General features: G+C 63.8%; 11 protein-coding genes. 10 read left to right on the top strand and 1 reads right to left on the bottom strand.

The genetic code is table 11. The annotated features are described in order from the left end of the window. Nucleotides 1-61: 61 nt before the first annotated feature. A complete protein-coding gene (mnmH, locus tag H7688_RS02205) occupies nucleotides 62-1,096 on the bottom strand; it encodes a tRNA 2-selenouridine(34) synthase MnmH (protein WP_246329680.1) in 1,035 nt (344 codons plus the stop codon). 209 nt (nucleotides 1,097-1,305) lie between these two features. Between mnmH and secA the strand changes: the two genes are divergently transcribed. The 10 genes from secA to H7688_RS02155 all read left to right on the top strand — a co-directional run bounded on the left by secA (nucleotide 1,306) and on the right by H7688_RS02155 (nucleotide 21,394). Beyond that, nucleotides 1,306-4,197: a preprotein translocase subunit SecA gene (secA, locus tag H7688_RS02200; protein ID WP_183359387.1), complete on the top strand. Its 2,892-nt coding sequence runs from the start codon at nucleotides 1,306-1,308 to the stop codon at nucleotides 4,195-4,197. A gap of 78 nt (nucleotides 4,198-4,275) precedes the next feature. Beyond that, on the top strand, nucleotides 4,276-5,457 hold the full coding sequence (gene argJ, locus H7688_RS02195; protein ID WP_183359386.1) for a bifunctional glutamate N-acetyltransferase/amino-acid acetyltransferase ArgJ: 1,182 nt from the start codon (nucleotides 4,276-4,278) through the stop codon (nucleotides 5,455-5,457). Nucleotides 5,458-5,599: 142 nt separating this feature from the next. Further along, nucleotides 5,600-5,923, top strand: a complete 324-nt coding sequence (locus H7688_RS02190; RefSeq protein ID WP_371873156.1) for a DUF2914 domain-containing protein — start codon at nucleotides 5,600-5,602, stop codon at nucleotides 5,921-5,923. A 122-nt stretch (nucleotides 5,924-6,045) separates the two neighbouring features. After that, nucleotides 6,046-7,191 carry a serine hydrolase domain-containing protein gene (locus H7688_RS02185; RefSeq protein ID WP_183359384.1) on the top strand — a complete coding sequence of 382 codons (1,146 nt, stop codon included), beginning with the start codon at nucleotides 6,046-6,048 and terminating at the stop codon, nucleotides 7,189-7,191. 110 nt (nucleotides 7,192-7,301) lie between these two features. Further along, nucleotides 7,302-8,573, top strand: coding sequence for a response regulator (locus H7688_RS02180; protein ID WP_183359382.1), 1,272 nt, complete (start codon nucleotides 7,302-7,304; stop codon nucleotides 8,571-8,573). A 270-nt stretch (nucleotides 8,574-8,843) separates the two neighbouring features. Continuing rightward, nucleotides 8,844-11,510 (top strand): valine--tRNA ligase, encoded by a 2,667-nt coding sequence (locus H7688_RS02175; protein WP_183359381.1) that lies wholly within the window; start codon nucleotides 8,844-8,846, stop codon nucleotides 11,508-11,510. Between the two features lie 345 nt (nucleotides 11,511-11,855). Continuing rightward, nucleotides 11,856-12,629 carry a prepilin peptidase gene (locus tag H7688_RS02170; RefSeq protein ID WP_281379384.1) on the top strand — a complete coding sequence of 258 codons (774 nt, stop codon included), beginning with the start codon at nucleotides 11,856-11,858 and terminating at the stop codon, nucleotides 12,627-12,629. Then, nucleotides 12,626-14,140 (top strand): sensor histidine kinase, encoded by a 1,515-nt coding sequence (locus H7688_RS02165; RefSeq protein ID WP_183359380.1) that lies wholly within the window; start codon nucleotides 12,626-12,628, stop codon nucleotides 14,138-14,140. The genes H7688_RS02170 and H7688_RS02165 overlap by 4 nt, the downstream gene beginning before the upstream one ends. 2 nt (nucleotides 14,141-14,142) lie before the next feature. After that, the gene (locus H7688_RS02160; RefSeq protein ID WP_183359379.1) at nucleotides 14,143-15,528 is read left to right on the top strand and encodes a sigma-54-dependent transcriptional regulator; all 1,386 of its coding nucleotides are present in this window, start codon (nucleotides 14,143-14,145) and stop codon (nucleotides 15,526-15,528) included. A gap of 385 nt (nucleotides 15,529-15,913) precedes the next feature. Continuing rightward, nucleotides 15,914-21,394 (top strand): pilus assembly protein, encoded by a 5,481-nt coding sequence (locus tag H7688_RS02155; RefSeq protein ID WP_183359378.1) that lies wholly within the window; start codon nucleotides 15,914-15,916, stop codon nucleotides 21,392-21,394. Nucleotide 21,395: the final 1 nt, after the last annotated feature.

Genomic DNA, 21,395 nt, shown 5'->3' with positions numbered 1-21,395 from the left:
GTCGGAGGCTGCCGGTCGTGCCAAAGACCTGTTTTTCTCCGTGGGTTTGCTGACTCCGTGGCTAAGTTGAGCTGTTCGTCCGTTTTACCGATTCTATGATCAGCTCGTCGGCCGCGGCGTCGAAGTCTTCCAGGCTCAGGTCGAAGTCCCCCTCCCAGTCACGGTTTTTATAGTAGACCTTGTCGTAGTAATCGAGCACGAGCCCCCTCATGAACGGCCTGAGGTCCCAGCGCTCCAGGTGGCCCGCCAACTCCTCGCATTTCACCCCGCCCAGTTTCTTGCGGATCCGCTGCAGGGCCGCCGCCATATCCTCCCGGTACTCGAACCTGCCGTACTCCTCGATGAGCCGGTCCACGCGCGTCTCCAACTCGGCGTAGCACCAGACCCGGATTCCCGCAGCCATCTTCTGGTAAAGGTCGCCGGGAAGGGAGACCCGCCCGATCCGCTCGCTCTCCCCCTCCAGGTACAGGGGACGGCCTGCGGGAACCTTGCGGAAGGCATCCCACAGGAGGGTCTCGAAACGCTTCTGGGTCAGGTCCTGGGTAAGCCCCAACTGCCCGAAGGCTGAACCGCGGTGGCAGGCAAGACCCTCCAGGTCGATCACCGACTCCCCTTTGTCCACAAGCTTTTGCAACAGGGTGGTCTTGCCGATCCCCGTCATGCCGTGCAGGACCACCAGCGGCGCCGGCGGCTGGAACGGAGTGAAGTATGCGGCGACCCGGTTGCGGAAGCTCTTGTAGCCGCCGATCAGCTGCACGGCCTGGTGCCCGGTGAGGTCCAGGATGGAGGTGACGGTCTTGCTGCGCAGGCCGCCGCGCCAGCAGTAGACGAGAACCGGTCTCCCCTGGGCTGCCTGAGCGATGGTGGCCACCATTTCCGGGAAACGGTGCGCCGTAAGCTCGAGCCCGCGCTTGCGGGCGGCGGGAGGCCCCTCGTGCTTGTGCAGGATGCCGATTTCGACCCGCTCTTCATTAGTTAAAAGTGGGACGTTGACGGCGCCGGGGAGGTGGTCCTCGGCAAACTCGAGCGGGGTGCGGACGTCGACGGGCAGGTGGCTGTCGAGCAGGTCTGGACTAAACGGGGTAGTGGCTGGCACGGTGTTCTCCTCAAGCCGGCCATTATAGGGAGAGCCTCCCATTAATGCAAGAATCGCGTACGCCTTTGATGTATAATGAGGACGTTCGATGACCGGGCGCCGCCGGGGCAGGGACTGGTGGGCGCCTTTTCTATTGAGCGATCTTCACAGGTGTGGTAGGTTACCCTGTTTTTACATCCCTTTTTGTAAATTCTAAGGAGATTTTATAGATGTTCGGTGCGCTTATTAAGAAATTCGTCGGGAGTAAGAACGAGCGGGAACTGAAGCGACTTTGGCCCATCGTGGATCAGATCAACAAGATGGAGCCGGAGCTGGTCAAGCTCACCGACGCGGAACTGCGGGGCAAGACTGCGCAGTTCAAGGAGCGCTACAGCCGTGGCGAGAGTCTCGACTCGATGCTTCCCGAGGCGTTCGCCGTCTGCCGCGAGGCGGGTAAACGCGTCCTCGGCATGCGCCACTTCGACGTACAGCTGATCGGCGGCATGGTGCTGCACTCCGGAAAAATCGCCGAGATGAAGACCGGCGAGGGTAAGACCCTGGTAGCGACGCTCCCCTCCTACCTGAACGGTATCTCCGGCAAGGGGGTGCACGTCGTCACCGTGAACGACTACCTGGCCAAGCGCGACTCCGAGTGGATGGGGCGCATTCATAAATTCCTGGGACTCTCCGTGGGGGTCATCGTGCACGGCCTGGACGACGAAGAACGTCGCGATGCCTATGCCGCGGACATCACCTACGGCACCAACAACGAGTTCGGTTTCGACTACCTGCGCGACAACATGAAGTTCGACCTGGGCGACTACGTCCAGCGTCCCCATAACTTCGCGGTGGTCGACGAGGTGGACTCCATCCTCATCGACGAGGCGCGTACCCCGCTCATCATCTCCGGCCCGACCGAGGACTCCACCGACAAGTACTACATCATCGACCGCATCATCCCGCTCCTGAAGAAGGGTGAGGTGATCGAGGTCGAGGCGAATACCCTCTCCGGCAAGAGGAAGACCTACACCGGCGACTTCACCGTGGACGAGAAGGCGAAGAGCGCCACCCTGACCGAGGAAGGGGTCCTGAAGGTCGAGAAGCTCCTCAAGGTCGATAACCTCTACGACCCGCGCAACATGGAGATCCTGCACCACACCAACCAGGCCCTGCGTGCCCACGCCCTGTTCAAGCGCGACGTGGACTACGTGGTGCGCGACAACGAGGTCCTCATCGTCGACGAGTTCACCGGCCGTCTCATGCCGGGGCGCCGCTGGTCCGACGGCCTGCACCAGGCCATCGAGGCCAAGGAAGGGGCGAAGATCGAGAACGAGAACCAGACGCTCGCCACCATCACCTTCCAGAACTACTTCAGGATGTACGCGAAGCTCTCCGGCATGACCGGTACCGCCGACACCGAGGCGGTCGAGTTCCACAAGATCTACAACCTGGACGTGGTGGTGATCCCGACCAACCGGCCGCTGTTGCGCCCGGACTTCCCGGACGTCATCTACAAGACCGAGCGCGAGAAGTTCAATGCGGTCATCAACGAGATCAAGGAGCTGCACGAGAAGGGGCAGCCGATCCTGGTCGGTACCATCTCCATCGAGAAGTCCGAGGTGCTCTCGGACCTTTTGAAACAGCACCAGATCGCGCACTTCGTCCTGAACGCGAAGCAGCACGAGCGCGAGGCGGAGATCGTCGCCCAGGCGGGCCGCAAGGGGATGGTCACCATCGCCACCAACATGGCCGGCCGCGGTACCGACATCCTCTTGGGTGGTAACCCCGACGGCCTGGCACGCCAGGAGTTCGGCGGCACCCCGGACGCCCGCGCCGAGCAGTTCATCGAGGCCTTCCAGAAGATGGCGGACAGCGACCGCCCCCAGCCCGAGCAGGTGCAGGCGCTGGACAACGAGTTCCCCGGCGTGACCCAGGTGGTCAGCGAGTACCTGAACAGTACCGAGGAGCCGGACTACGACGAGCTGCAGGAGGTGGTGCGCGCCGAGTTCCAGAAGCAGTTCGACGAGATCGTGGCGAAGTACAAGCCGACCTGCCAGGCCGAGCACGACGAGGTGGTCGGTTTGGGCGGCCTGCACATCCTGGGGACCGAGCGCCACGAGTCGCGCCGCATCGACAACCAGTTGCGTGGCCGTTCCGGCCGTCAGGGCGACCCGGGTTCCTCGCGTTTCTACCTGTCGCTGGAGGACGACCTCTTGCGCATCTTCGGCAGCGAGCGCGTCTCCATGATCATGGACAAGCTGGGAATCGAGGAAGGCGAGGCGATCACCCACGGGCTCATCACCCGCGCGATCGAAAACGCCCAGAAGAAGGTCGAGGCGCACAACTTCGAGATCCGCAAGCACCTCATCGAGTACGACGACGTCATGAACAAGCAGCGCGAGGTGATCTACACCCAGCGCAAGGAGATCCTGGCGGGCAACGCCATCCGGGACAGCTTCATCGGGATGGTGGACGACCTGGTTACCGACGTGGTGACCGTCTACGCCATCGACAAGGTGCCGGCGCGCGAGTGGGATTGGCCGGGTATCGAGGACACCATCGGCAAGACCTTCGGCTACCACCTCGACCTGACCGCCGACACCCTGTCGCGGCTCAACCCGGTGAACTTCGAGGAGTTCCTGCGTGCGAGCTGCCGTCAGCGTTTCACCGCGAAGCTCGACGAGTTCGGCGAGGAGCTCATGGATCACCTGATCAAGGTGATCATGCTGCAGGTCATCGACGCCCAGTGGAAGGATCACCTGCTCTCCATCGACCACCTGAAAGAGGGTATCGGCTTGCGCGGCTACGGCCAGAAGGACCCCAAGCAGGAGTACAAGCGCGAGGCCTACCAGCTCTTCATGGACATGATGACCCGCATCAGGGCCGAGGTGGTCGAGAAGATCTTCTGGGTGCAGGTAGCCCACGAGGACGAGATGGAGGAGATCGAGATCGAGCAGCAGCGCCAGCCGCAGCGCATGGTCTTCAACCTGGGCGACAACTACGACGAGCAGGAGCAGGCAGCGGCCCAGAAACAGCCGGCCAAAAGCCGCCGCATGGTCGGCAGGAACGACCCGTGCCCCTGCGGCAGCGGCCAGAAGTACAAGAAGTGCTGCGGCAAGTAGGGGCGGCCTGGTCGTTGTGATCGGACCGCTCGGTCCGGTCCTGCCACACAAGGGGCGCGAAGTTAGGAGAGGTTTCACATGACACTTAAAGGTTTTCGCTTTGCCGCCGTCGAGGCGGCCATTAAAAAGCCCGGACGCCGCGACCTGGCGCTCCTTTTTTCCGACCAGCCGGCCCACGTCGCCGCGGTGTTCACCACCAACAAGGTGCAGGCGGCGCCGGTTATCATCTCCCGCGAGCGGGCCAAAAACGGCATCGCCCGCGCCGTGCTGGTGAACTCCGGTAACGCCAACGCCTGCACCGGCGAGCAGGGGATGCGCGACGCGCTTTCCTGCGGCCGGCGCACCGCCGAGGCTCTCGGGCTCCCCGACGAGGAGCTCCTGATCGCCTCCACCGGCGTCATCGGCCAGCCGCTCCCCATGGAGCGCTTCAAGGCCGGCATCCAGCCCCTGGTGGACGCCCTGGACCACGGCTCCCTCGAGGACGTGGCCGCCGCCATCATGACCACCGACACCTTCGCCAAGCTGGAGCGCCGCACCGGCCAGGCCGGCGGGGTGAGCTACCAGATCGAAGGGGTCGCCAAGGGTGCCGGGATGATCCAGCCCAACATGGCGACCATGCTCTCTTTCCTGGTGACCGACGCCGCCGTCGAGCCGGCCCTCTTGCGTAAGGCCTTCGGCGAGGCGGTCGAGGCATCCTTCAACTCGATCACCGTGGACGGCGACATGTCCACCAACGACACCGCGCTCATCATCGCCAACGGTGCCGCCGGCAACCCGGTCATCAAGGAGGGGACTCCCGAAGCGGCCGAGTTCCTCACCCTGCTGAACGAGGTCACGCTCTCGCTTGCCAAGCTGATCGTGAAAGACGGCGAAGGGGCCACCAAGTTCGTCACCGTCAAGGTGCGCGGGGCTCACAGCGTGCCCGACGCCAAGAAGGCCGCACTCGCCATCGCCAACTCGCTTCTGGTGAAGACCGCCTTCTTCGGGCAGGACGCCAACTGGGGAAGGATCATCGCGGCGGTGGGCTACGCCGGGGTACAGGTGGACCAGGACCGGGTGGAGATCCGTTTCGACGACGTGGTGATGGCGAAAAACGGCATCTTCGTCGGCGGCAGTGCCGAGGCCGACGGGACCGAGGTGCTCAAGCGCCCCGATTTCACCGTTGCCGTCGACCTGCACCTGGGCTCCGCCGAGGCCGCCGTCTACACCAGTGACCTCTCCTACGACTATGTCCGGATCAACGCCGACTACCGGACCTGATCAGCTGTGCAGTGATGTGATCGGGCCCTGGCCCGTACCTTGATTGCTGGAGGCATAGATGATTCATTCCAGGCTTCTTGGCGCGCTGAGTGCGGTTCTTCTGTCAATCGCGATCGGCCAGGCCCCTGCGCTGGCAAGCGATATGAAGATCACCGAGATGGCGGTCACCACGAAGATCGTAAAGGGTAACCCGATCGACTCCGTGCGCCGCATCTCCTCGTCCTCGGTGAAGGCACTCTACTGCTTCACCCGGATCAGCGCCCCCGCCGACACCGAAACCACCATCAAGCACGTCTGGTACATCAACGACGAGCAGGTGGCCGAAGACACCATGCCGGTCAAAGGTGCCCATTGGCGCACCTACAGCCGCAAGGGGATGGAAAAGGGACAGGCCGGCGAGTGGCGCTGCGAGGCGCTGGATGCCGACGGCACCCTCCTCAAGTCGGTGAGCTTCCGGGTAAACTGACCGGCCCGCCAGCAGTCTCCAGTTTTGACCTCAACCGACACCGGGATCGGCGCCGCGCGGGTAACTCGTACCGCGCGGCGCCCTCGTTCCCGCCGCAGCACGGATCTTCCTCCAGGCACGTCATGCTTTTTCTCAGAAGTTTCCTCTTCGTTCTCCTGATCTCCCTCGCCGGTCCCTGTTTTGCCGCCGACACCGCCCGCATCGACGCCCTCGTTGCCGACGCCATGGCGCGCAACCTGGTGGCCGGGGCCGTGGTATTGATCGGCAGCCACGACCGGGTGCTCTTCGAGCGCGCCTACGGCCGCGTGGGCGCAAGCCCCGAGGCGCGCGCCATGAGCGTCGACACCGTCTTCGACGTCGCCTCCTTGACCAAGGTGGTCGCCACCACCCCGTCGGTCCTGAAACTTGCCGAGGAGGGGCGCATCTCGCTCCTCGACCCGGTGACCAAGTGGTTCCCGGAGTTCGTCGGCCGCGGCAAGGACGAGATCCGGGTGCTGAACCTGCTCACCCACACCTCCGGCCTCGACGACATCCCGCTGGTCTCCGGGAATGCCCTGGCGAGTGCCATCGAGGGGGCCGCGGCCCAGAGGCTGAAAGGGGAGGTGGGGAGCCGCTTCAAGTACGCCGACCTCAACTTCATCCTGCTGGCCGAGTTGACCCGCCGGGCCACCGGAGCCGGCCTCGATCTCTATGCCCACGCCTCGTTCTACCAGCCGCTGGGAATGTCCAACACCGGCTTCAACCCGAAGGAGCGGGAGCGCTGCTCCTCGACCGTCTGCGAGGACCGGGTGCTGACCGGCGAGGCGCAGGACTACCTGGCGCGCCAACTCGGCGGGGTGGCCGGGCACGCCGGACTCTTCTCCACGGCACACGACCTGGCCCGGTTCTGCCGCATGATGCTGGGGGGCGGGAGCCTCGAGGGGAGGCGGGTCCTGGCGCAGCGCACCGTGGACCAGATGACGGCCCCCTACTTCTCGCGCGGCGGCGAGGTGGTGCGCGGGCTGGGGTGGGACATCGCCTCGCCGTATTCTTCGCCGCGGGGGCAGAAGTTCTCCCGGGTCTCCTTCGGCCACACCGGGTATTCGGGATCCTCCATCTGGATCGACCCGGTCTCCGACACCTTCGTCGTGCTCCTCTCCGCTCGGCTCGACTACAAGAAGGTTCAGGAGTTCAGCAGGTTGCGCGGCGAACTATCCACCCTGGCCTCGGAGCTTTTCGGGCTTCCGGCCGAGCTGCGCGAGATGGCCGCTTCCATGATGGTGGACTAATCGGAAAGGGTAAAAACCTTGACAGGTTAGCTGCGGGTATGTTAGCTTTTTGCGACCATTTTCGTCTCTAAACAGGCCAGAAAACGAAGATTCACGCGGAGGAGGGATAGATGGGCAATAGACTGCTCCTGGCAGATGACAGCATCACCATACAAAAGGTCGTGGCGATCATCTTTGCCAATGAGGAGTTGTTCGAGCTGACCGTCGTGGACAACGGCATCGCGGCCCTGGAAAAGGCACGCGAGATGCGTCCGGACGTCATGCTGGTCGACGCCCTGATGCCCGGCAAGTCCGGCTACGAGGTCTGTGCCGAGATCCGGCGCGACCCGGCGCTGGCCGGTACGCCCGTCCTCCTCTTGATCGGCGCTTTCGAGCCGTTCGACGAGGCCAAGGCCCGCGAGTGCGGCGCCGACTCCTCCATCACCAAACCGTTCGAGTCCCAGCAGCTCATCGACCGGGTCAAGGAGCTCCTGGAGCTGGGCAAGAACCGGCCGAGTGCCCCGGTTGCGGCCCCCGCCGCGGCCGCACCCGCCGCAGCTGCGGTTGACGCGGCCGCCGCCGAGGAACTCTGGGGGGATCTCTCCTCCCTCGATGTATCGGCACCCGCTGCCCCGGCCGCGGCTTCCCAGCCGATTTCCGAGGCGGAAGCCTTCTTCGCGGCACCTGTCGCACCGGAACCGGTCGCAGCAGCTCCCCAGGCTCCTCCTGCCGCAGCAGCGGCCGCTCCTGCTGCCGCGCCGGCTGCCGCCTTCGAGGCGGTGCTGGAGGCGACGCCGGACGACGATCTCTGGGGTGCCTTCGACCTCGAGGAGATTCCCACCCCGGCCGCAGCCCCCGCGGAGCCCGTGCAGGTAGGGGTTGTCGAGCCGCAGTTCGAGGCCGAGCTCTTCAGCTTCGAAGATGACGAGGACGTCCTGGAAACCGGCCCCGCGCTCGACCTCGACAGCGTCGTCACCCCGATGGAACAGCCTTCGCCGGAGCAGCTCTTCAGTCTCGGGGATCTCGACCAACCGGCGCCCAGCGCAGCCCAACCCGATCCCTTCAACTTCCCGGCAGAAGAGCCGTTCTCCTTCGAACCGGAGGTTACCGCGCCTACCGAGGCCGTTTCCGCCCCGGTTGAAACGGTGGCTCCCCAGGCAGCTCCCCCCGAGCCCCAACCCGAATTTGTGGCTGCGGCGGTTTGCGAGCCCGTGCCGGCTCCCGCAGCCCAGGCGGCACCGGCAGCAGGTCCGGCGACCCTGAGCGAGGCCGACCTGGTGGCGGCGCTCTCCAAGGTCTCCCGCGAGGTCATCGAGCGCATCGTCTGGGAGGTGGTGCCGGATTTGGCCGAGGTGATCATCAAGGAAGAGATCAGAAAGCTCAAGGCCGGTATCAAGGAGTAACCCCGCCGGTCCCGCGGCACCCGTCTCACAAGGGGATTTTCCGATCCCCTTTTTTTATGGTGGCGTGTGAGGCGTTGCCGACAGGTCCCAGCTCTCCCCCTCCCCGCCAGGGGGGAGGGAGGAACGCCCTAAACAAGATAACTAAGCCGACTCAACCTGACCCACCCGTAGGCGCGAACGATTCATTCGCCCGCACCCCGCCGGTAACTCCGACGCGGATGACGAAACGGTGCCCAGGTCGATCCGGCTATTCAAAAAGAGGTAAGGCAGATGGCAAACAAAGAGCTGGAAAAGGTCTACGAGCCGAAGAGCGTGGAAGATCGTTGGTACCAGGTGTGGGAGCGCGAAGGGTATTTTCATGCCAGCGTCCCCAGCGAGAAACCCTCGTACAGTATCGTCATCCCGCCCCCCAATATCACCGGTGTGCTGCACATGGGGCACGCGCTCAACAACACCCTGCAGGACATCCTGGTGCGCTGGAAACGGATGAGCGGCTACAACGTGCTCTGGATGCCGGGCACCGACCACGCCGGGATAGCCACCCAGAACGTGGTGGAGCGCCAGCTGGCTGCCGAAGGGAAGGACCGCTTCGAACTGGGGCGCGAGGCCTTCATCGAGCGGGTCTGGCAGTGGAAGGGTGAATCGGGGGGGCAGATCATCGGCCAGCTGAAGCGGCTGGGCGCCTCCTGCGACTGGGAGCGCGAGCGCTTCACCATGGACGCCGGGCTCTCCAAGGCCGTGCGCGAGGTGTTCGTGCGCCTCTACGACGAGAAGCTCATCTACCGCGACAACCGGCTCATCAACTGGTGCCCGCGCTGCCACACCGCGCTCTCGGACATCGAGGTCGAGCACGAGGACAAGGCGGGGAACCTCTGGCACCTGCGCTATCCGGTCGTGGGGACCGACGAGTACCTGGTCGTGGCGACCACCCGTCCGGAGACCATGCTGGGCGATACCGCGGTGGCGGTGAACCCCGCTGACGAGCGCTACAGCCACCTGGTGGGCAAGAAGGTGCTGCTCCCCCTGGTGAACCGCGAGATCCCGGTCATCGCCGACGATTACGTCGACATGGAGTTCGGCACCGGCGTGGTGAAGATCACCCCGGCCCACGACTTCAACGACTTCGAGATGGGGGTCAGGCACAACCTGGACCGCATCAACGTCTTCGACGAGTCCGGCGTGGTGAACGCCGCCGGCAAGCAGTACGAAGGGATGGACCGTTTCGCCGCCCGCAAGCAGGTGGTGGCGGACCTCGAGGCCCAGGACCTGTTGGAAAAGATCCAGGATCATGCCCTGTCGGTAGGCGGTTGCTATCGCTGCAAGACCGTGGTCGAACCGTACATGTCGCTGCAGTGGTACGTGAAGGTGGGCCCCCTCGCTGAGCGCGCCCTGGCCGCGGTGAAGGACGGCAAGACCAAGATCGTCCCGGCGCAGTGGGAGAATACCTACTACGACTGGATGGAGAACATCCGCGACTGGTGCATCTCGCGCCAGATCTGGTGGGGGCACCGGATCCCGGCGTGGTACTGCGACCACTGCGGTCACATCACCGTCGCCAAGGAAGATCCGAGCACCTGCGCGGGGTGCGGCTCCGACGAGATCCGCCAGGAAACCGACGTGCTGGACACCTGGTTCTCCTCGGCCCTCTGGCCCTTCTCGACCCTGGGGTGGCCGGAGAAGACCCCGGAGCTGGCAGCCTTCTACCCGACCTCGTGCCTCATCACCGGCTTCGACATCCTCTTTTTCTGGGTGGCCCGCATGATGATGATGGGGCTGCACTTCATGGACGAGGTTCCCTTCACCGACGTCTACATCCACGCCCTGGTGCGCGACGCCCAGGGGCAGAAGATGTCGAAGTCCAAGGGGAACGTGATCGATCCCCTGACCGTGATCGACGCCTACGGCACCGATGCCTTCCGTTTCACCCTGGCAGCCTTCGCGGCGCAGGGGCGCGACGTGAAGCTTGCCGAGGAGCGCATCGCCGGCTACCGTAACTTCGCCAACAAGATCTGGAACGCCTCGCGCTTTGCCATGATGAACCTGGAAGGGTTCGATCCCGCCGGCATCGAGCTCTCGCAGCTGAAACTCTCCAACGCGGACCGCTGGATTCTCTTCCGCCTGAACGAGGTGGCCCGCACCGTTGAGGAGGGGCTTACCTCCTACAAGTTCAACGAGGCGGCGAGCGACCTGTACCGCTTCACCTGGAGCGAGTTCTGCGACTGGTACATCGAGCTTGCCAAGGACGACCTCTACAAGGGTGATGCCGACCGCCAGGCGAGTGCCAAGTACGTGCTCTGGCTGGTGCTGGAAAACCTCCTGCGCCTGTTGCACCCGTTCATGCCGTTCATCACCGAGGAGATCTGGCAGGCTCTGCCGGCGCTTCCGGGCCGGGCGGACTCCATCATGGTCGCCGAGTTCCCGACGCCGCGCGCCGCCTGGGCCGAGTTTGCCGGCGCCGCCGCCGAAATGGAACTGGTGATGGACGTCATCAAGGGGATCCGTAACATCCGCGGCGAGATGGAGGTGGCACCGAGCAAGCAGATCGCCGCCATCCTGGACTGCGGCTCGGCCGAGAGCCTGGCACTTTTGAAACGCAACGAGGTGTACGTGATGAGCCTCGCGCGCCTCTCCGACCTCGCCATCGGTCAGGGGATCGAGCGTCCCGCCGAGGCCTCCCTGCAGGTGGCCGGTGACGTCGAGATCATCGTGCCGCTCAAGGGGCTGGTGAACGTCGAGGAAGAGGAGAAGCGCCTCAACAAGGAGATCGCCAAGATCGACAAGGACATCGAGTTCCTCTCCAAGAAGCTGGAGAACCCGAGCTTCATCGACCGCGCGCCTGCCGAGGTGGTCGAGAAGGAACGCGAGAAGATTGCCGACTTCACCAACAAGAAGCGCCTTCTGGAAGAGAACCTGGTGAAGATCCAGCGACTGAAGTAGCTGGTAACGCGTGATAGATGCAGGATGAGAGAGGCCGCCGTTTCCGAAGAGGAGACGGCGGTCTTTTTATTCGGAGGAAAGCTATCCGGTTTTTCCTGAAGGTGATCAAGAACCTTGAATCCCCATCCCCTTTTGTGAGGTCGGAACAGGGACAACGATTTCTCCCCCGCCCCTTGCGGGAGGGGGGGACGCTTGGGCACTTACAGGAACCCTTGGTTGACTTATCGCTCCTACCCGTTTCTGTCATTATTCCTATGAAATGATTGGTGCTTTCTGTATAATGCGCTTCAGCCCGCGATCCTGCACCGTTTCGCCGGCACCCTATGCCTGTTTGCGAGGTCTTCTTTGATTGCTCCTGTTTTCGTTTTTAGTGTCATCACCTTTGTTTTCGGCGCGGTGGTCGGCTCCTTTCTGAACGTCTGCATCTATCGCCTTCCCAAGGGGGAGTCCGTGGTTTTCCCCCCCTCGCACTGCCAGAACTGCGACTACAAGATCCGCTGGTACGACAACATCCCGATCCTGAGCTACCTCCTCCTGCGCGGCAAGTGCCGGCAATGCGGAGACCCTATCTCGCTTCAGTACCCGCTGGTGGAGCTTTTGAACGGTGCGCTCACCCTGGCCCTTTTCCTCAAGTTCGGGTTGAGCATCGGGTTCCTGGTCCTCTTCCTGCTCTGCTCGGCGCTGGTGGTGATCACCTTCATCGACCTCGAACACCAGATCATTCCCGACGTCATCTCGCTTCCCGGCATCGTGGTCGGTTTTGCCTGCTCGTTCATCACCGGTTTCGGCTGGCTCAATTCGCTCATCGGCATCCTGGTCGGCGGCGGTTCGCTGCTGCTGGTGGCCTACGGCTACCAGGCCATCGCCAAGAAAGACGGCATGGGGGGCGGCGACATCAAGCTCTTGGCGATGCTGGGAGCCTTTCTGGGGTGGAAAGGGGTCCTCTTCATCGTCTTTGCCGGTTCCCTCTTGGGCTCCGTGATAGGCCTCTCGCTGATGCTGGTTAAGAAGAAGGATTCCACCCTGGCAATCCCCTTCGGCCCCTTCCTGGCCAGCGGTGCCCTGCTGTTCATCTTCTTCGGCAGTGAGATCGTCAACTGGTACTTGAGGATCAATTGACCCTTCGCTTCAGCCTCACCTTCTATATCCTCTCCGCCTTGAGCTGCCTTTTGGTGCTCACCTGGCTGTTGCTTTCCCTTATCTGGTTCAAGACCTCGGAGAACGATCTCATCGCCCTGAAGCGCGATGCCGGCAAACTGCAACTCGCTGCCATCGTCGAACTGCTGCCGCGCCCGCTCGGCCTGCCTGGTCCGGCCACTCCGGCGGGGAAGTACCTGGCACTGCTCGATAGCGACAAGAGCTTCGGCGGGCTTACCGTGGTGGACAGCTCCGGGCGGGCCGTGGTGAAGATATCCGACCAGGGGGAGCCTGATGCCCCGCTGGTCGCCACGCTGCGTGCGGCACACGAGAGCTCCCAGCTCTCGCCGGATGGCCTGTTCCTCCGCTTCAATGCCCCCGTCACCGAAAACGGTACGGTCATCGGCGCCGCGCGCCTGACGGTGTCGCTGGCAGCCGAGCAGGGGCGGCTCAAGGCTTCGCGCCGGCTCATGCTCTGGTACTTCGTACTCGACTTTTTGCTGCTGCTCTTGTTGGGCTCCTTCCTGTTGTCGCGCTCGGTGGTGACCCCGATCCGACGCCTGGTCGCCATGACCCGCCGCATCGAGGCCGGTGACTTGAGCGGGCTGGTGCACGTGCCGGGAAGCAGCGAGGTCGCCGAACTCTGCCACGCCTACAACACCATGGTGCTGGCGCTGGGACGCAAGCGCGAGGAGGTGGAAGAGAAGGTCGCCTCCCTGAACCGGGCCAACCAGGAGATCCTGGAGGCGCGCAACGAAACCATCCGCTCGGAGAAGATGGCCTCGGTGGGGCTCCTGGCTGCCGGCATGGCGCACGAGATCGGCACGCCGCTTGCCGCCATCATGGGGTATACCGGGATCCTCTCCGAGGAACTGGCGGAGGACACGGAAAAGGCGGATTACCTGCGCCGCATTGCCGACGAATCGCGCCGCATCGACCGCATCGTGCGCGGCCTTCTGGACTACGCCCGCCCCAAGGGGGTGCTCCAGGAAGAGGTCGCCCTGAGGGAGCTCATCGAGAAGACGGTGGAACTTTTGCAGGCGCAGGGGGCCCTGAAGCTGCTCCGGGTCCGGGTCGAGGTGGACCCGGCACTCCCGTGCTTCGCCGCCGACCCGCACCAGCTGCAGCAGGTCCTCATCAACCTGATCATGAACGCCCGCGATGCCATGCCCAAAGGTGGCGACCTCTGGCTCAAGGGGAGCCAGGAAGGGGACGAGGTGCTGGTCGAGGTCATCGACAACGGCGAGGGGATGCCGCCGGAGCAACTCTCCCGCGTCTTCGATCCCTTCTTCACCACCAAGGAGCCGGGGAAGGGGACCGGGCTGGGGCTCGCCATCGTGGCGCGCATCGCCGAATCCTGCGGCGGGAGGATCACCGTGCAGAGCGCCCTCGGCAAGGGGAGCCGTTTCGTGTACCGCATACCGCTGCGCCGCCCCTCGGAGCACCAGCAGTCAGGTACAAAAGAGATCAGTTCTAACCAGGAAGGTGCCTGAAGATGAGCGTGGACAAGAGCGAGAAAACCAGGATCCTGGTGGTGGACGACGAGGAGAACCTGCGCCACATGCTGCAGGTCATGCTGAAAAAGCAGGGGTACCTGGTGGAGACGGCTGCGGACGGTGCGGAGGCACTGGAGAAGGCGCGCCGCGGCGACCCCACCTTCATCCTGTGCGACATCAGGATGCCCAACATGGACGGCCGTGCCTTTTTAACGGAGTGCGCCAGCCAGGGGATCGGCGCGACCATCATCATGATGTCGGCCTACGGATCGGTGGACGACGCCATCGACTGCATGAAGCTGGGCGCCTACGACTACATCTCGAAACCGTTCAACGCGGAGGAGATCGCGCTGGTGCTCAAGAAAGCCGAGGAGCGCGAGCGGCTCAAGGAAGAGAACCAGCGGCTGCGGCGAGAAATGCAGGAGGCTGGATCGCTGGGGAACATCGTGAGCCGCAGCGAGCGGATGGCGGAAGTGTTCCAGCTGATCCGCAAGCTCGCCGATTACAAGACGACGGTGCTCATCCTGGGAGAATCGGGAACCGGCAAGGAACTGATCGCCCGCGCCCTGCACTACCACGGTTCGCGCAAGGAGGCCCCCTTTGTCGCGGTGAACTGCGGGGCCATCCCGGAACAGCTTCTGGAAAGCGAGCTCTTTGGCCACGTGAAGGGGGCCTTCACCGACGCCTCCAGTGACAAGCGGGGGCTTTTCGAGGAGGCCGACGGCGGCACCCTGTTCCTGGACGAGATCGCCGAGATGCCCGCCCCCTTGCAGGTCAAGCTCTTGAGGGTCTTGCAGGACGAGGAGATCCGCAGGGTAGGGGGGGGCACCTCGAAGAAGGTCGACGTCCGGGTGATCTCGGCCACGGCCAAGGATCTCGGGGCCCTGGCCGCCGCCGGTAGCTTCCGTGAAGACCTCTACTTCAGGCTGAACGTCTTCTCCCTTACGGTGCCGCCGCTGAGGGAGCGCCTGGAGGACGTACCGCTTCTGGTGGAGCATTTCCTGGAAAAGCACGGCGAGCGGATGGGCAAGCGGGGGGTGGTCGCTACCCCGGAACTGCTCAGGGTCCTGGTCCAGTACCCCTGGCCCGGGAACGTCCGGGAACTGGAGAACTGCATCGAGCGGGGACTGGTCCTGTGCGATGAGGCTCTCGACCTGGCAAGCCTCCCCGACGCGGTGCGCCGCAGCATCGGGTTGGAGCGCAGGAGGCAGCAGCCGCCGCAGCCCGAATCGCTCTCCATAAAGGCGGGTGCCGAGCAACTGGAGCGCGAACTGATCCGGCGTGCCCTGGCCCAGACCGGGGGCAATCGCACCCATGCCGCGAAACTGCTGGAGATCAGCCACCGCGCCTTGCTCTATAAATTGAAGGATTATAGTATCGAGTAAAATGGCTATCAGGGATATGCTTATCACAGCTGCTCTAATTGCTGAATTAGATGTAAAAAAATGTGCATCCTTCCAAAATACCTACTGTTTTACCCCCCTCCAAAGGACAAAGGCATGGATTTTCCGCATTCCTTTGTGATATCTTGTCCCGCGAAATGGCGGATCAATCAATGCAGCGTCAGTAACGAGGCAGTGTTAATGCTGCGCAAGAGTTTGTAAAGATTCTGTAACTAGTGCTCGTGCACCGTAGTAGTGCTCTTCAGCTCCATTTCACTATAAATGCGTGGATAAAGTACTACGACTGGATGCGGAATTCCTGATGCGTTTTCCCTGAGAAGGGGCAGGCCAGATTCCGCTCGGGTACCTAACGAAGGGGGATACTTTCTTGAACAGGCACACGGTCAGAAACAGGCGCTACGGTTTCCTGCTCGCCCTGGTCCTCTGGGGGCTACCCCTTACTGCCTCAGCCGATCCGGGTAACGACTACTGCGTGACGCCGGCGTTCATCACGGCGAGCATCAAGCCCAACCTGCTCTTGATGATCGACAACTCGGCCAGTATGTACGACCTTTCCTTCGTGGACAAGGGGCTCAAACACTGCGCCATCGAGACGACGAAAACCTGCCAGTACGATGCTGACTGCACCACGACCGGGGACAAGTGCTCGGTGTTCGACCGGCAGCCCTACTACTGCTACGACGAGACCTACAGCAGCGCCAATACCTACACCGGCTACTTCGATCCCGCCACCTATTACTACTACCGTTCCGGCGCCACCAACTTCTCCGAAGGTGACTTCGCGGTGCTGGCCGACTTTGCCACCGGCTGCCCGGGGGCAACCGGCGAGACGGTGAAGACCCTCCCCAATGCCATGTGCGTGCAGTACGTTGCCGCCAGCGGCACGCTCACCCACTTCGCCGCCAAGGGGAACTACCTGAACTGGCTCACCGCCTCGAAGCTCGACATCGAAAAGAAGATCCTGACCGGGGGCAAGTGGGACGGTGCCGGGATTATTGCCGAATCGCGCGGCTGCGTGGGGCAGGGGTACGTGAAGAACGCCATGTCCGGCGACTTCGTGAACTTCTCGGGGGACGCCACCAACGACGACAACGTTCCGCTCGGGGTCACCTTTACCATTTCAGGGCCGAGCAACACGCTGAACGCCTCGGCCCCTTCGACCGGCGGAACCACCTATATCAACCTCTTTGCCGGCAACGCCTACCGCTACGCCGACTGCCAGGCGGCAGTCAATGCCCTGGCGACCGGCGGCAACGCCGACATCAAGCAGACGGTCGCCGCCTGCCTTGCGTCCGCCTCGCCCAGCACCGGCTACTGTCAACAGCTCAACACGCAGAGTTGCACGACCTCCACCGACTGCGTCTACAACAGCGCCAAGACCCAGGTGAGCTTTCTGTGCAGCCTGAACACCTCGCTTGCCTGCACCGGCCTCACCGATACCACCACCTGCAAACCGGCCGCGCAGAACATCTGTTCCCTGAAAAACAGCCTCAGCTGCACCGGCGCCACCGATACCACCAGCTGCAAGATAACCACCGCTGCGGTTGCCGGTACCTGCGGCACCTGGTCGCCGACCCTGCCGAACGCCATCTCCGGCAAGGTGCCCACCACCTGCAGCGCTCCCTGTAGCTACACCTACAAGGGGAAGACCTACACGGCGGCCTGCAACGGCTATACGGCATCCAGCACCACCGATTACGGCCCCTGTACCACGCTGGCCCCCGACTACGGCAGCTGCGTGGCCAACTACACCGGCCCCTGCGTGCTCCCGGCGTCCGCGGCCGTGGTGAAGACCAAGGTCTCCTTCCAGCAGTCGATGCAGGCCTGCTGGCAGCTGAGAAACGGGCACGCCATCGGCACCGACGACATCAACACGGTTACCAACCAGTGCTCCGACGTCTACGGGAGCTTCAAGACCTGCTCCAACAACCACCTGCAGACCTGTACTACCGACGCCAACTGCGGTTCGGGCAACACCTGCCAGGGGGGACCGCAGGCCATCGGCCCGGGGAACCCGGCACTTTTGTGCGGCGCCACCTACGAAGGGCAGTACTACACCCAGAACTCCTCGGGTGCCTGGGTCCTCAGTTCCAGCGCGACCACGGCCAACATGATCGCGACCCACACCCAGTTCTGCAACGACATGTCCACCCCCAACGTCACCGACCCGACCGACGCCCCGTCCGACACCACCGTGGCGGATAACCTCCCCGCCATCATCAGCGGGGTAGGGGTCGAGGCCCAGGTGGGTCCCCCCATCGGCAAGATGCGGGTAAAGCTTGCCACCGCGACCGCACCCGCCGGGCTGGTGCAGCAGTTCGGCAACCAGATCCGGCTGGGGGCCATGAGCTTCAACCAGTTCGGCTCGGCCACCGAGAAGAGCCTCTCCGGCCTGGCGACTGCGCTTACCACCAAGGTCTGCAGCGGCACCAGCCAGGTCTGCACCGTTAACGCCGACTGCAGCAACAAAAACTGCGTGGACGCCGGCACCGGCAACCTGGACGGCGGCAAGGTGATCTACCCCATAGGTCTCGGCGTCTGCGCCACCATGACCGGCACCGCCTGCCTGACCGACAGCGACTGCAGCGTGGGGACCTGCCTCAACAACTACTGCGGCACCAAGGGGACGACGGACTGCACCACGGTGAGCAACTGCAGCGGCTCGAACCAGGCCTGCATCGCCAACGACGTGGGCGCCCATACTGCCGGCACCTTGACCCGCGCCATCGACGACGTGGTCGCCAACACCTGGACCCCGCTCGCCGAGGCCTACTACAATGCCATCGGCTACTATGCCCAGATCGCCAGCGGTGCCAACGCCGGCAAGAGCCGCACCGACCTGCGTCTCAACGCGTACTCCACCTCGAGTACCGACTTCACCGGGGTGAGCTCGCCGCCGATCGACTTCAACGAGAACCTGAACCCCTCGGAGTACCGCTGCCAGCAAAACTACACGCTGTTGATCAGCGACGGTTCCTCCACGGCGGACCGCAACGCCTCGGTAGGCGCCCTGGCCACGCTCTACGCGGGGCAGGCCGGCATCACCCAGGTAAGCTGCACCGGTGCCTCCAGCGGCTCGAGCGCGGACTACGGCGGCAACAACAACCTGCCGATCATGTCCTGGATCGCCAAGAACCGCAACATCGCCACCTTCAACACGAGCGGCAGCGCCTCGACCGCGTCCCCCAGTAACGCCCGCGACTCTTTCACGAGCTACGTGGTCTTCAACGGCGAGGCCAACGGCGCCTCGGGCGACTGCAACTCGCTCACCCTGCTCACCAAGACCGCAGCGAGCGGCGGCACCTCGCTGAAACTGGCCAGCAGGCCCGAGGACTTGAAGGCGGCCCTCACCTCGGTGTTCACCGACGTCGCCGCCAAGGCGGCATCCGGCACCGCCGCCTCGATCCTCAGCAACAGCGAGGGGAGCGGCGCCAACATCATGCAGGCGGTCTTCTATCCCAAGAAGATCTTCGACAACCAGACCGCCGCCAACTGGATCGGGGAGATGCAGAACCTCTGGTACTACATCGATCCTTACATCAACAACTCGACGATCCGCGAGGACAGCGACGGCGACTACAAGCTGAACCTGGTGAACGACAACGTGGTCCGCTTTACCTTCGACACCGCCTCGAACCGGACCATGGTACAGCTCTTCAAGGACTCCAACGGTGACGGCTCCGGCGACACCGCCATCGGCGGCCTGGTGGACCCGGACCAGGTGAAGAGCCTCTGGCGCGCCGGGAAGCTCCTCTGGAGCCGGGACCTGAGTCTCAGCCCGCGCACCATCTACACCCCGGCCCTTTCGGGGGGCAGCGCCGTCTCGGGTACCGGGCTAATGAAGTTCTCCTGGAGCAGCCCGGACAACTCGAGCGTGCTGCAACCCTACCTGCAGGCCTCCAGCAACTCCGAGGCGCAGAAGATCATGAAGTACGTGCACGGCTTCGACTTCCCCGGCGACAGCACCATGCGCAGCCGGACCGTGCAGATCGGCTCCATCCCTGCGGCTACCGTGAGCACCGACCCGACCTCGGCGTACGTGACGAACCCCCGCGACAAGGGGCTCGGCGTCTGGAAGCTGGGTGACATCATCACCTCGACGCCGCGCGTGCAGTCCACGGTGCGGCTTGGCACCTACAACCTGACGGCGCCCGGCGGCTACAACGACCAGTCCTACCGCTACTTCGTCGAGTCGAACCAGTACCAAAACCGCGGCATGGTCTACGTGGGGGCGAACGACGGCATGCTGCACGCCTTCAACCTGGGGATCCTCTCGGTGAAGTCCTCGGGGCTCACCAAGGCGACCCTGGGGGGGACCAACCTGGGGCGCGAGGAGTGGGCTTTCATCCCGAAGCAGTTCCTCCCGTACCTCAAGTACTCCCAGGACCCGGCCTACCAGCACCTCTACGCCGTGGACGGCCGGACGCTCTTGGTGGACGCCGCCATCGGCGACATCTCGGGGTGCACCAAGGACGACTACTGGACCTGCGACAAGCCGATCTCGCTCAAGGTGACCACCGCGGCCGGTGACCTGGACCCCACCCTGAACACCTGGCGCACCATCGTGATCGGCGGCATGGGGCTGGGGGGGGCCTCCGCGGCAAGCACCGGCACCAACAAGGTGACGGCCCCGACCGCCGACCCTGCCGATGCCAGCAAGGCGCTCGGCTACTCGTCCTACTTCGCGCTCGACGTGACCGACCCGGGAAGCCCCAAGCTCCTGTGGGAATTCAGCAACCCGGACCTGGGCTTTGCCACCAGCGGGCCGGCCATCGTGCGCCTGGGCGCGTCCCAGAAAAACGGCAGGTGGTTCGCCATCTTCGGTTCGGGCCCCACCGGCCCCATCGACACCGTCTCGCACCAGTTCCTGGGGCGCTCCAGCCAGAGCCTCAAGTTCTTCGTGGTCGACCTGCGCACCGGCGCGCTCGTCACCACCATCGAAACCGGGATCCAGAACGCCTTCTCCGGCTCCCTGATCGGTTCGGCCATCGACACCGACCGCTGGGACCCCACCGTCACCGGCAACTACCAGGACGACGCGGTCTACGCGGGGTACGTGAAGAAGAGCGCCTCGGGGAACTCCTGGACCGACGGCGGGCTGGGGCGCATCCTGATCGACCCGGTGAGCGACCCGACCGATGCCAACGTGGCCAACGCCTGGCACTGGAGCCAGGTCATGGACGGGGTCGGCCCGGTGACCGTCGCCATCGCGAAGCTGCAGGACAAGAAGAACCGCAACCTCTGGCTCTACGGCGGCACCGGCCGCTACTACTTCCGCGACTCGATCGCCCTGGACGACTACAGCGGCTCCCGGATGCTCTTCGGGGTGAAGGAGCCCTGCTACAACAAGGGGAACATCGGCAACTACATGAACCACCAGGCAAGCTGCACCGACCCGGTGAGCGGCTCTCTGGTGAACCAGACCAGCTCTATCTCGACGCTCTCTTCGGGCGACCCGGGCTGGCGCATCGACCTGGACGCCAACACTACGACCACCGGGGCCGAGCGACTGGTAACCGATACCGTGGCACTGGTGAACGGCACGGTCTACTTCACCACCTTCGAGCCCACGATGGACGCCTGCGGGTACGGCGGCAACTCGTTTTTGTGGGGGGTGAAGTACGACACCGGCGACGCCCCCCCCTCGAAGGCGCTTACCGGCAAGGCGCTCATCCAGCTCTCCACCGGCGAGTTCAAGGAGGTCGACCTGGCCACGGCCTTTACCGACAAGCTCTTCCGCAGGATGGCCCAGCCGCTTACCGGGAAGCCACCCTCAGACGCGCCGCCGATCATCAGCAGCTCGAGCAACAAGCCGGTGAAGAAGATCCTGCACATCCAGGAGCACTGAC

The sequence above is a fragment of the Geomonas limicola genome, assembly GCF_014193675.1.
Classification (GTDB): Bacteria; Desulfobacterota; Desulfuromonadia; order Geobacterales; family Geobacteraceae; genus Geomonas; species Geomonas limicola.
Note: the sequence above shows the minus strand (reverse complement) of the source record. Positions and strands in the feature narration are given on the sequence as shown.

Bases quoted from the DNA above. Each gene is read 5' to 3' on its own strand.
- secA (WP_183359387.1), top strand. From the start codon at position 1,306: ATGTTCGGTGCGCTTATTAAGAAATTCGTCGGGAGTAAGAACGAGCGG.
- argJ (WP_183359386.1), top strand. From the start codon at position 4,276: ATGACACTTAAAGGTTTTCGCTTTGCCGCCGTCGAGGCGGCCATTAAA.
- H7688_RS02190 (WP_371873156.1), top strand. From the start codon at position 5,600: ATGAAGATCACCGAGATGGCGGTCACCACGAAGATCGTAAAGGGTAAC.
- H7688_RS02185 (WP_183359384.1), top strand. From the start codon at position 6,046: ATGCTTTTTCTCAGAAGTTTCCTCTTCGTTCTCCTGATCTCCCTCGCC.
- H7688_RS02180 (WP_183359382.1), top strand. From the start codon at position 7,302: ATGGGCAATAGACTGCTCCTGGCAGATGACAGCATCACCATACAAAAG.
- H7688_RS02175 (WP_183359381.1), top strand. From the start codon at position 8,844: ATGGCAAACAAAGAGCTGGAAAAGGTCTACGAGCCGAAGAGCGTGGAA.
- H7688_RS02160 (WP_183359379.1), top strand. From the start codon at position 14,143: ATGAGCGTGGACAAGAGCGAGAAAACCAGGATCCTGGTGGTGGACGAC.